This window comes from Bacillus sp. SIMBA_008, assembly GCF_046535495.1.
In the GTDB taxonomy this organism is placed as follows: Bacteria; Bacillota; Bacilli; order Bacillales; family Bacillaceae; genus Bacillus; species Bacillus subtilis.
The window spans coordinates 1-270 of record NZ_JAWRWL010000499.1 but is presented as its reverse complement, the minus strand read 5'-3'; the positions used below and the strand labels follow the sequence as shown (position 1 = coordinate 270).

Here is a 270-nt window from a genome sequence, read left to right as displayed (position 1 = left end):
CAGTTAATTCCTTTTAAAAAAGGAAACAAATATGGTTATTGTGACAAAAACAAAAAAATAATATTACCAATACAATACGAAAACGCCTATCCATTTGGTTATAAAACGAATTTCTCATACTATGAAGGTTTTGCTTGTGTACAAATTGATTCTGAAACTTATATAATTAATACAGAAGGTAAAATACTTGACAAAAAAGATGATTTCGACCGAAAAGACAGAGAAGAAAGTTTTGGTCCGCCAAGAATAGAAAAAGTTAAAACAGTCGGC

The 270-nt window shown here is 29.3% G+C and carries 1 protein-coding gene; it reads left to right on the top strand.

The window, feature by feature from the left end; translation table 11 throughout:
* A partial coding sequence (locus tag SB658_RS24185) for a WG repeat-containing protein (protein WP_410602889.1) occupies positions 1-270 on the top strand: 270 nt, incomplete at both ends.